At 43.1% G+C, this 11,238-nt stretch carries 8 protein-coding genes; 3 read left to right on the forward strand and 5 right to left on the reverse strand.

What is annotated here, in order from left to right; all coding sequences use genetic code 11:
- Positions 1-37 precede the first annotated feature (37 nt).
- Positions 38-832: a S1/P1 nuclease gene (locus AB4160_RS04435; protein WP_372003706.1), complete on the forward strand. Its 795-nt coding sequence runs from the start codon at positions 38-40 to the stop codon at positions 830-832.
- A 173-nt stretch (positions 833-1,005) separates the two neighbouring features.
- Here AB4160_RS04435 and AB4160_RS04440 read toward each other — a convergent pair whose 3' ends face one another.
- From AB4160_RS04440 to zntR, 3 genes are all read right to left on the reverse strand, one after another.
- The gene (locus AB4160_RS04440) at positions 1,006-3,006 is read right to left on the reverse strand and encodes a multiheme c-type cytochrome (RefSeq protein ID WP_372003708.1); all 2,001 of its coding nucleotides are present in this window, start codon (positions 3,004-3,006) and stop codon (positions 1,006-1,008) included.
- Positions 3,007-3,439: 433 nt separating this feature from the next.
- Positions 3,440-4,930, reverse strand: a complete 1,491-nt coding sequence (locus AB4160_RS04445; RefSeq protein WP_372003710.1) for an SO_0444 family Cu/Zn efflux transporter — start codon at positions 4,928-4,930, stop codon at positions 3,440-3,442.
- 9 nt (positions 4,931-4,939) lie between these two features.
- Complete coding sequence (zntR, locus tag AB4160_RS04450; protein ID WP_102436938.1) at positions 4,940-5,401, reverse strand: Zn(2+)-responsive transcriptional regulator; 462 nt, start codon at positions 5,399-5,401, stop codon at positions 4,940-4,942.
- Between the two features lie 333 nt (positions 5,402-5,734).
- Between zntR and purH the strand changes: the two genes are divergently transcribed.
- Both purH and purD read left to right on the forward strand, forming a co-directional pair.
- Entirely contained in the window at positions 5,735-7,324 is a 1,590-nt protein-coding gene (purH, locus tag AB4160_RS04455) for a bifunctional phosphoribosylaminoimidazolecarboxamide formyltransferase/IMP cyclohydrolase (RefSeq protein WP_372003712.1), read from the forward strand.
- A gap of 382 nt (positions 7,325-7,706) precedes the next feature.
- Positions 7,707-9,008 carry a phosphoribosylamine--glycine ligase gene (purD, locus tag AB4160_RS04460; RefSeq protein ID WP_102476016.1) on the forward strand — a complete coding sequence of 434 codons (1,302 nt, stop codon included), beginning with the start codon at positions 7,707-7,709 and terminating at the stop codon, positions 9,006-9,008.
- A gap of 122 nt (positions 9,009-9,130) precedes the next feature.
- Here the strand turns inward: purD and AB4160_RS04465 are convergent, their stop codons facing one another.
- Positions 9,131-10,138, reverse strand: coding sequence for a DUF2955 domain-containing protein (locus AB4160_RS04465; protein WP_372003714.1), 1,008 nt, complete (start codon positions 10,136-10,138; stop codon positions 9,131-9,133).
- Positions 10,128-11,192 (reverse strand): HlyD family secretion protein, encoded by a 1,065-nt coding sequence (locus AB4160_RS04470; protein ID WP_372003716.1) that lies wholly within the window; start codon positions 11,190-11,192, stop codon positions 10,128-10,130. Before AB4160_RS04470 ends, AB4160_RS04465 begins: the two co-directional genes overlap by 11 nt.
- Positions 11,193-11,238 lie beyond the last annotated feature (46 nt).

The raw sequence follows: 11,238 nt of genomic DNA on the forward strand, positions 1-11,238 counted from the left end.
AGGTCCAAGCTACTTAAATGCCAATGGAATAATAATAATGAAACCTGCTGTATTGTTAATCAGTGCCACACTGGCTTTATCCGTTTTTACTAGTCAGCAAGCACAGGCATTTGGCCAATTAGGTCACCGTATTATTGGTGAAATTGCCCAAAATAATTTATCCAAAACCGCTCAAGAAAAGATTAATCAACTGACAAAAGGTGAATCACTGGCCCAGATGTCTACTTGGGCAGATGAGATCCGTTCAGACAAAAATTGGTATCACTCATCGCCTTGGCATTATGTGTCAATTGACGATGGTAAAACCTGGGACACTGTCACCCGAAACCCGAAAGGCGATATTATTGAGCGTCTTGAAAAATATGAACAAGTACTAAAAAGCACCACCACACCTGAACAAGAAAAATGGCAAGCATTGGCTTTTTATGTGCACTTTGTCGGCGATATTCATCAGCCATTACACGTAGGTCATAGCCATGACCGTGGCGGCAATGCTGTAAAATTGAAGTGGTTTGGTGACGACACTAACTTGCATTCAGTGTGGGATAGCAAGCTGATTGAGCATCAAAAATTAAGCTATACCGAATACACTAAATTTATCAGTCGTATTTCAGCAAAAGATATCAGCGACTGGCAAGGCCAAAACTATTATGTGTGGGCGGATGAATCCAAAGCTTTGCGTGATGCAGCGTATGAGTTAGAAAAAAATCGTGATGATCAGCCTGATTTGCGCTTCCAATATATTTTCGACCACACCCCAACTGTGGAGCTAAGAATGCAGCAAGCAGGCATTCGCTTAGCGGAAAAGTTGAATATTATTTTTAGTCAATAATATTAAAAGCGTCTTTAAAATGACTTATTTGTTGCGCTAAATTGCATTAATTTTGCAACACAAACGTAAAAAAAGAGCCACTAGTCATAGTGGCTCTTTTGTTTTTAATCTCTCACGATTAAATCATTGTTATCAACATAACCTTGCAGGGCATTTATGTCGATAATGAATCATTAACGTTCAAAGTTATGGAACTTCTCGATACCGAATGATTTACCTTCAGCATGACACGTTGCACAAGATTCTGATGTTGGTTGTGTGTACCAGCCTTCAACGACTTCAGCATCAATCGTACCACCATTTTGTTCCATGTGGTTCAGCGCAGAGTCTGTATTGTGTTCGTGACAAGAGAAACAGTTAGCCGTGATTGGGCTGGCCATTTTAGTCGTATCGCCACCATGGAAGGCTTTAGCACGCATGTACCGATTAGGTACCGCTTCTAAATCAATACCTTCAGCATGACAAGAAACACAATTTTCAGCGTTTAGGCGGTCAGCTGAGTTTGCAATATTGTTGCCGTCTTCATCTACTTTACTACCAGATAGCGCATTACCGATACCCCAGTGCATGCTGTGAACCATAGGGCCAAAGCCTGGAGCAGAGTTTTTAGAGCTACGATCTTGACCATTGTTATGACATGCGATACATGATTCGCCACCATCATTATAACTACCATTTTTATGGTAGTTAGTTTCATTGGTATGGCATGTAGTACAGCTGTTGGCATCAATATTATGACGACGTGAGAATGGCTTATCGATAGCGGTAAATGTATTATCCACTACTTCAGAGTAGCCAGTAAATGATACGCCAAATTTGCCATCATCATCTTGCCAATTTGTATCAGCTAAAGTGACACGTGAGCTTGTAGTAAGATGCGCATTTTCATATCCACTACCAGGTGCATTTAATAGCTCACCGTAACAAACTGAACGCGTACCATCTTCACGTTCTACATAACCTTCCGCACCATGACCAATGACACGTGCAACAATTGAGTCTGTTTCATTGTCATAGGCGTTAACATAAGCACCTGCATAGGTTACTTCGTGTGCTTCATACATTTCACCAATATTTAACTGCACTGGTGTTTCACCAGAGTTATCAAACAACTTCACATCAACACAGTAAGCGCCAACCCAAGAAACATCTTTGTGATCGGTAAACTCTAAATCAGCATCATGGTAAACCGCTGAAGTTTCAGTAGAGTAGTTTTCACGCATTGACTTACGCTCAGTTACACCTGCAGCTGAAGCATGTAGTTCACGCATATCAAAGCTAGGATCCGCCATTACACTAGCAACTGCTACATCGCCAGTATTATGACAATCACTACACCCGTTGCCAGTCACATTACCGTTATTCATTACAGGTTCTGCGTGACAGGTATAACAATTAGTTACAGCGAAATCTTTTTCAAAACCTAATACTTCTTCGCCATCTTCAGTTCGAGTCACATGATTGATATGACCAATTTTTTGGAATGTATTGGTTGCATAACCGCCATTCTCTTCAGCTTTAGATACGTTGTTATGACACACCATACAACCACCGACTAAATCTACTTCGCCATCAGCATTAATTGCTGTGTAGCTAGGGTGTTTGAGGTGTGATGCTGCATAATCAACGTGACAAGACTGACAAGCTTCAGTCGTTGTTGTATGAATCATTTCGGCTTTTGCCACAACCATAGGTTGTGAACGTGCGATTTCAGTAGTGTCATCACCGCCAACACGTAGCCAAACAATACCTTCTGAAGCAGTTGTTACTGCAGGCATAGGCGCAATGAACTCATAATGACCATCGCCAAGCGCGTTTAATACTGCACCTTCTTTAGTTGTATCAGTATAACCGCCGATAGCACCATCGCGATTCATGACAACGCCGCGTTCAGTTTTTTCAGCAAATTTAGCTTCAGCTTTCGCTAAACCGTTAACTAATTCACCGTCTTCATTAGTTACTTCAAATTCATAGCGAATTTGACCTTCTTCTAATGCATGATTGATCATAGTAACAGTGGTCACTTCTGACATTTCTACTACTGGTGGGTTACTTGGTTCACCAGGTTCACCTGGCGCGCCATCTTGACCGTCTTTGCCATCACTACCACAACCCGCAATCCCCATTGCTGCTGCGATAACAAATGCTAATTTGCTTTTCGTTAAATGTTTCATCATCACTCCTAGTAGCTTATTACTACTTATTAGGTATAAACCAACCTTGAATATAATCTTTTCTACAAAGTCGAAGGGTGATAACCATCACACACAATGCCGTAATAAATATTAAAATAACTCTTTATGGTAATTATTTGATCCAGATCTTATTAAGCACTTCCTTATATAATGACCAGCTTATTTAACAAACAATTAAATACCTGTTTTTAATAACGTTTGCATCAAAATGTATCTAGCTCGTAATTTTATGAGTGCTAAAAATGTTAAATTATTAATTATTTTCTTCTTATATATCGACTAGATTTGACCATTAAACCGATATAAATAGCGCTTTAAGATGTTCTTACGGCCAAGCCCTCTATAAATGGCAATAACTCACATAAAAAAGGCCCTTCAAGGGCCTTTGTGGTTTATAAGGGACAATCAAAGCTTATGAACAGCAATCTCGTTTTATGTTCATTTTAGGCAGTTTATCCCAAACGACTTTTGCCATTAGTACCGCTAACACAATGCCAGAACTTAGCACTAACCAGTGAGGGAGTAACTCGTGGTGTTCACCAATTTGCGGCATCACTACAAAGCCAAACTCAGCCACAAGATAGTTAACCAATATCCCTGCAACCAAAGCCACACCTAATACGCCGCCTAAGTAGCCAAACAAGGCGCGTTTACCTAACTCTTTTGCAACCACACCTAATGTGGCGATATTAGTCGCAGGCCCTGCCATCATGAATACTAAGACCGCACCCGGTGATACCCCTGCTAATAACAAACCAGCAGCAATAGGTGTTGATGCGGTGGCGCAGATATACATAGGCACTGAAATTAACACCATGACTAGCATAGCGAGAATGCCATCACCCCATTTTGCTAAAAAGTCAGTCGGCACATAGGTTTGTACTAACGCAGCAAAGAATAATCCGACTAATAACCACAATGTCGTATCTCGCACTAAATCGGTTGCGGCATACTTAAGTCCAGTGAAGATACGAGACAGAATAGTTTCTTGTTTAAGCTCTGTCGCCATGTCTTTAGTGGATTCACAGCAGCTTTCTTCACTGGCAGCAGACGTTGTCTCACTTGAACAACAACTACTTGTCTGTTCTTTAGCGGCCTCTGACTTGCTTGAACAGCAACTTGTAGCCTCAGCCTTAACGGATTCAGACTTGCTCGCACAACAACTCGACGCCTCAGCCTTAACGGATTCAGACTTGCTCGCACAACAACTCGACACCTCAGCCTTAACGGATTCAGACTTGCTTGAACAGCAACTTGTAGCCTCAGCCTTAACGGATTCAGACTTGCTCGAGCAACAACTCGCTGCCTCAGCCTTAACCGATTCAGATTTACTCGCACAACAACTACTGGCTTTAGCGACTGGCACTGATTTTACAACAGCGGCACTCATTGGCTGCATCACTGATGCATTAGCAGCAGGCTTCATCGTCATCGCTGTTGTAGTTGCGGTATTAGTTGCTGTATTAGTAGCAGCATCGTCTTTAACTTCGCTGACGACCTTACCATCGTCATCATCACGACCGACTAATAAACCCGCCACAATGGCGCTGGTGATCGCCGCTATCGGACGCACAATGGCCATAAATGGCCCTAACAACACATAAGATACCGTAACCGAATCCACCCCAGTTTCAGGCGTTGATACTAAAAATGAGGTTGTAGCCGCTTTTGATGCGCCAGAGCGACGCAAACCCACTGCAGCAGGAATAACCCCGCAAGAACATAAAGGTAACGGCGCGCCAATCACAGCTGCTTTAACTACTGTTTTTAAGCCGTGACCACCAAGTTGTTTTTGCATCCATGCCATGGGCACAAAGACTTTCAACAAACCGGCCAACACTAAGCCTAATAATAGCCACGGAGCGGACTCTAAAAATAACTCTAAAAAATTGCTTAATAACATAATGCGCTCCTAACCTTGAGGCTGCTTTGCTGTATGACGTTGCTGTTCAGCTTTTGGATTTAATTCTTTATCTGTTGACTCTAATGCTTCTAAAATTGAGCAATGTTCAGCGCTTTCAGGGCCGCCGCAACAGGCCGCTGATAATTTGCCCAATGAGTTAGCAAAATTGGCGAGCTCGGCCATCTTGTCTTGTACTTGTTTAAGCTTTGAGTCCACCAGCCCTTTTACATCGGCACATGCCCAGTTGGATTTATCTAACTCAATGGATAACAACTCGGCAATGTCATTCAAACTAAAGCCCACCGCTTTGGCGCGAATAATAAAACCTAACTTGGCAGTATCATCCTCATTATAAAGTCGATAGCCCGCATCAGAGCGGCTAGAGGGCGCTAATAAACCGTGTTTTTCATAAAACCGCAGCGTGTCAGCTTTAACATTAAACAGCGCCGCGACTTCACCTATTCGATACATAAATTCACCATGAGTAAGATAAACATTCTGATGCAATACACAGATAATCATTACGAGTATAAGTATTACTATAAACCTTAGAGTTAAATCCAAGGTCAAGGCTTTTATAGAATAAAATTTTGTGAGTAACTTTGTTCTTATTTCAATATTGTGAAATCGCGCAGAAAAAACACCCTATATGGTGCTTTTGCGATAAAATGCGCGCGCCCTGTCTATAGGCAGCAACCCCCTAACAAGTAAAAACATTAAGGGAATTTTGCAAAGCAGAGCCATGTCGATGTCTGCTCTGTTTTGCCAAACTTCCTTAAAATAAATAGTGGACACTGTACCTACATGAATACTGTCAGACCTATTCGTCGCGCACTGCTAAGTGTATCTGATAAAACTGGAATGCTTGAGTTTGCTAAAGCACTTCACGAGCAAGGCGTAGAACTACTTTCTACAGGCGGAACAGCCAAATTACTTGCTGACAATAATATTCCTGTCACTGAAGTATCTGACTATACCGGTCACCCTGAAATCATGGATGGTCGTGTTAAAACATTGCATCCAAAAGTACACGGCGGCATCTTAGCCCGTCGCGGTATTGATGAAATCGTAATGGAACAAAATGCCATTAAACCCATCGATTTAGTTGCGGTTAACCTTTACCCATTTGCTTCTACTGTGGCAAAAGAAGGTTGTACGTTAGCTGACGCCGTTGAGAACATCGATATCGGTGGCCCGACCATGGTACGTTCTACTGCGAAAAACCATAAAGACACCACTATTGTTGTTAACGCCAGTGACTACGATCGCGTGATTACAGAGATGCAAGCAAACAACGGCAGCACCACCTTAGAAACACGTTTTGATTTAGCCATTGCCGCATTCGAACACACTGCCGCTTACGACGGTATGATTGCTAACTACTTCGGCACTATGGTGCCTGCACACAGTAAAGATGAGTGCCACGAAGATTCTAGCTTCCCACGCACGTTCAATACTCAGCTGATCAAAAAACAAGATTTACGCTACGGCGAAAACAGCCATCAAAAAGCGGCTTTCTATGTTGATAGCAACATTGATGAAGCATCGGTTGCAAGTGCAACACAATTGCAAGGTAAAGCCCTGTCTTACAACAACATTGCAGATACTGATGCTGCGCTAGAGTGTGTGAAAGAGTTTGAAGGCCCAGCTTGTGTCATTGTTAAACATGCAAACCCTTGTGGTGTGGCCTTAGGCGACAGCTTATTAGAAGCATACGACCGTGCATTTAAAACTGACCCAACCTCTGCATTTGGCGGCATTATTGCTTTCAACCAAGAGCTAGATGCTGACACCGCGAAAGCCATTGTTGACCGTCAATTTGTTGAAGTGATCATTGCCCCTAAAGTCAGCCAAGCGGCTCGCGACATCGTGGCAGCAAAAGCCAACGTGCGTTTATTAGAGTGTGGCCAGTGGAACACTAAAACCACCACCCAAGACTACAAGCGTGTGAATGGCGGTTTATTAGTTCAAGACCGCGACCAAGGCATGGTTGATGTGGCTGACGTTAAAGTGGTTTCAAAACGCCAACCGACTGCTGAACAGTTAACTGACTTAATGTTCTGCTGGAAAGTGGCTAAGTTTGTTAAATCTAACGCGATTGTTTACGCAAAAGATGGCATGACTATCGGCGTCGGCGCAGGCCAAATGAGCCGCGTTTACTCAGCAAAAGTTGCAGGCATTAAAGCGGCAGACGAAGGTTTAGTGGTTGAAGGGTCAGTGATGGCATCAGATGCCTTCTTCCCATTCCGTGACGGTATCGATGCAGCAGCTGCGGCTGGTATCAGCTGCATCATTCAGCCAGGCGGTTCAATCCGTGATGAAGAAATCATTGCAGCGGCAGATGAGCACGGCATTGCCATGGTATTTACTGGCATGCGTCACTTCCGTCACTAAAACGCCAACACCAATGACTTAACTTAAGTCATTGGTGTTTTATAATTTAGTTTTTATCATATTAGAGCCAGCCATTGTTTCAAGTTCAATGAAAGTAAGCGCAGCTTATAAGCATAAGTGAGCATGCTTGAAGCAGAAATTGAGACCATGGACTTTTTAAGCATATTAGAGCAAGCCATTGTTTCAAGTTCAATGAAAGTAAGCGCAGCTTATAAGCATAAGTGAGCATGTTTGAAGCAGAAATTGAGACCATGGACTTTTTAAGCATATTAGAGCAAGCCATTGTTTCAAGTTCAATGAAAACACGCGGAGCTTATAAGCATAAGTGAGCATGTTTGAAGCAGAAATTGAGACCATGGCGCAGCTATAAGAGGATTAAAAGATGCAAGTATTTGTTATTGGTGGCGGCGGACGCGAACATGCGTTAGCTTGGAAAGCAGCACAATCAGCTCAAGTTGAAACAGTTTTTGTTGCACCAGGTAATGCTGGTACAGCCTTAGAGCCAAAACTAGAAAACATCGACATTAAGGTTGAAGCAATTTCAGAGCTGGTTAAATTTGCTCAAGATAATAAAATTGAACTCACCATTGTTGGCCCAGAAGTACCATTAGCACTTGGCGTAGTGGATGCCTTTAACGAAGCAGGTTTGCCTATCTTTGGTCCAACTCAAGGCGCTGCACAGCTTGAGTCTTCAAAAGCCTTCACTAAAGACTTTTTAGCACGTCATAACATCCCAACAGCTGACTACTCAAACTTCACTGAAATTGAAGCAGCAAAAGCTTACTCAGTTGAGTTAACCAACAAAACAGGTTTCCCTGTGGTGATTAAAGCTGACGGCTTAGCAGCGGGTAAAGGCGTGATTATCGCGGCAGACCAAGCTGAAGCTGACGCCGCAATCGAAGACATGCTAGCAGGTAACAAGTTTGGTGAAGCAGGTTCACGGGTTGTTATCGAAGAATTTTTAAAAGGTGAAGAAGCCAGCTTTATCGTAATGGTAGATGGTAAAAACATTTTAGCAATGGCCACCAGCCAGGACCATAAAGCCCGTGATAACGGCGATAACGGCCCTAACACTGGCGGCATGGGTGCATATTCACCTGCACCAGTAGTGACCCAAGTTGTTCACGACTGGACCATTGCTAATGTTATCCGCCCAACGGTCGACGGCATGGCAGCAGAAGGCAATGTTTACACCGGCTTCTTATACGCAGGCTTAATGATTTCTCCAGATGGCAGCGCAAAAGTACTTGAGTACAACTGCCGCTTTGGCGACCCAGAAACGCAGCCAATCATGATGCGTCTGCAATCAGACTTAGTTGAGCTTTGTCTAGCCGCTACCCGGGGTGAGTTAGATAAAGTGACTGCTGAATTTGATTCACGCGCAGCAGTCGGTGTTGTACTTGCAGCAGGCGGATACCCAGATGCTTACCGTAAAGCTGACGTGATTGACGGTTTATCATTAGGTGATAACAACGCCAAAGTATTCCACGCTGGCACCGCCATGAAAGACGGCCATGTTGTCACTGCAGGCGGCCGCGTTTTATGTGCCACAGCACTAGGTAACACTGTGACAGAAGCACAAGCTAGCGCATACAAGCTAGTCGATGCTATCCACTGGGATGACGTCTACTTCCGCACTGATATTGCCTACCGCGCTATCGCACGTGAGCAAGATAAAGGTTAATTTTTTTAGCCTAATGCTGAATTAAAAAAATCCCTGTGATGGCAACTAATGCCAAAAGTCACAGGGATTTTTGTTTTAGCGTTCAAAATTCAATTCCATTAAAGTATTAGGAGCTTATTAAACTATTTATCTTCCTTTACTAAAGGCACCCCCGAGTGTTTGCTTAAATTCAAAATCAACACCCCAACCAGTATGGCAATAACAATCGAGATTAAACGGGTAAATTCAGACGACAGTGAATCTGCCGCTTGGTGCTTAATGATTTGATACGTTAATACGATAAAATTAGTAAACAATAACTGGTAAATACTAAAGCGACATTGTCGACGAATGCCAAAGCAAGCTAACTGCAGCCCGCAAAATAACGTCACCCCAATTAACATCCAAGTTGAAACCCCAAAGGCAAACAGTAGCATCACAGGTAAGGTAAATAAGATCCCAGTGGCGGTGGTGACAATTTTATTCTGGCTATAAATACGATGATCATTCGAGATAGGAATTTTAATCAAACTGCCAATGGTGATGGCAATCAGCATGGTTTGCGTACTGCCAATACTGATAAGTACCACCAGCGTAATACACATGGCGGTGGCTTTAAACATGATAAGCCCAATGTTAGTTTGCGCCCCTTCTTTAACGGTTTCATCCATTAAAATATCTTGCTCATCACCTGGGAATAATAAAAAACTGATGTAGGTGATAACGATGGCAATTAAAAAGGCTTCAAACATCAACCAAGGTAACACGTCCACTGGCGCACCCATTTGGAAATTCATCACTGTCATGATAATCACCACCATTAAGGCTAAGGTGGCAAGCATATCTTTAGGATCGTGATGACTGCGGTAAAAGCACCAAAAAAATAATCCCCAGCAAAATAGCGCATAACCTGTGGGAGTGTCTTTTAACACCCCAGCAAGAAACACCAATATAAAGCTAAGAAAGAATAATATGATAAGCAGTTTAAGTAACATACTCATAGGCGGCTTTGATGGCATGATGGTTAAAAATATCACCACAAACATCGGCGCTAAAATAGGCATAGCCGCCCCAGAGTATTGCAAATAAAACAGCAAAAAGACCGGGAAAAATACCAGCCTGATGATCGGATTCACCGCATTACGAAACATAGGTCCACACGCTCACAACTCGGATCCAAATTTTAGCTAACCATTCGCCAAAGCTGCTTTGCTCTGTAAAAAAGGCAACGGTAGCTTGGGAGCCATAACGAATATTTTGCGGTATATCTTGGTCTTCAAAAACAATGTTAACCGGATAACGCTGGGCATTTAACGATGTGGTATCTGCGGTTAAAAAGCCTGTTGCTTGGTCAATATTATTACTGCCACCAGTCCCCCAACCTATGCTATCGACTTTGCCATTCAACACCCTCCCTGGCAGTGCATCGAGCACAATTTCAACTCGTTGCCCCTCACGAATATGCTCTAGAGAGTTTTCTCTAACCAGTGCTGAAATCCAAATACCGCGGGGATCTATAAAGGTCAGCATCGGCGTGCCAACCGTGGCTCTTTGCCCTAGAGTAAGTTGTAAATTGGTCACTATGCCTTGCGAAGGGGCAAGCACTTCGGTGCGCTGTAAGTCTAGCTGCGCTTGTTCAAGGTTAGCCATGGCAGCCAATAACTGCGGGTTATTTTCACCCTGTGGGCCTAAATTTTGTTTGGCTTGTACTAATGAGGCTTCAGCAGCGTTATAACTGGCTTGGCTTCTATCTCGTGACTCAATGGCATTATCTAAGTCAGATTGGCTTAATACGCCTTTTTCCGCTAACTCGCTAATCCTAACCGCTTGCTCTTTGGCATTATTACGTGCAGCTAATGCATCAATGACTTTAGCTTGAGCAACTTCAACTGCTGCAGTATTGGCGCCAATACTTTGCCCTGTGATAGCAAGGTTAGCTTGGGCTGACTGTAAGGCAATTTGATAGTTGCGTGGGTCGATTTTAAACAGCACCTCACCCGCTTCTACCACTTGGTTATTTTTGACATTAACATCAACGATATTACCAGCCACTTGGCTGGCAACTCTCACCAAATAGGAATGGACTCTCGCATCGCCTGTCATAGGGGTGACTCTATCGGCCCATAGGCTATACAACCACACAAACAGGATCACGCCGATAATATAAAAACTTAACTTACGAGATGATTTTTCCGCTGCGGACATGGCATTAACTCTCTTACTGATGATGAAATAGTGCTGAAACTGAGCG

This window comes from Shewanella sp. 10N.286.51.B8, assembly GCF_041469325.1.
Lineage (GTDB): Bacteria > Pseudomonadota > Gammaproteobacteria > Enterobacterales > Shewanellaceae > Shewanella.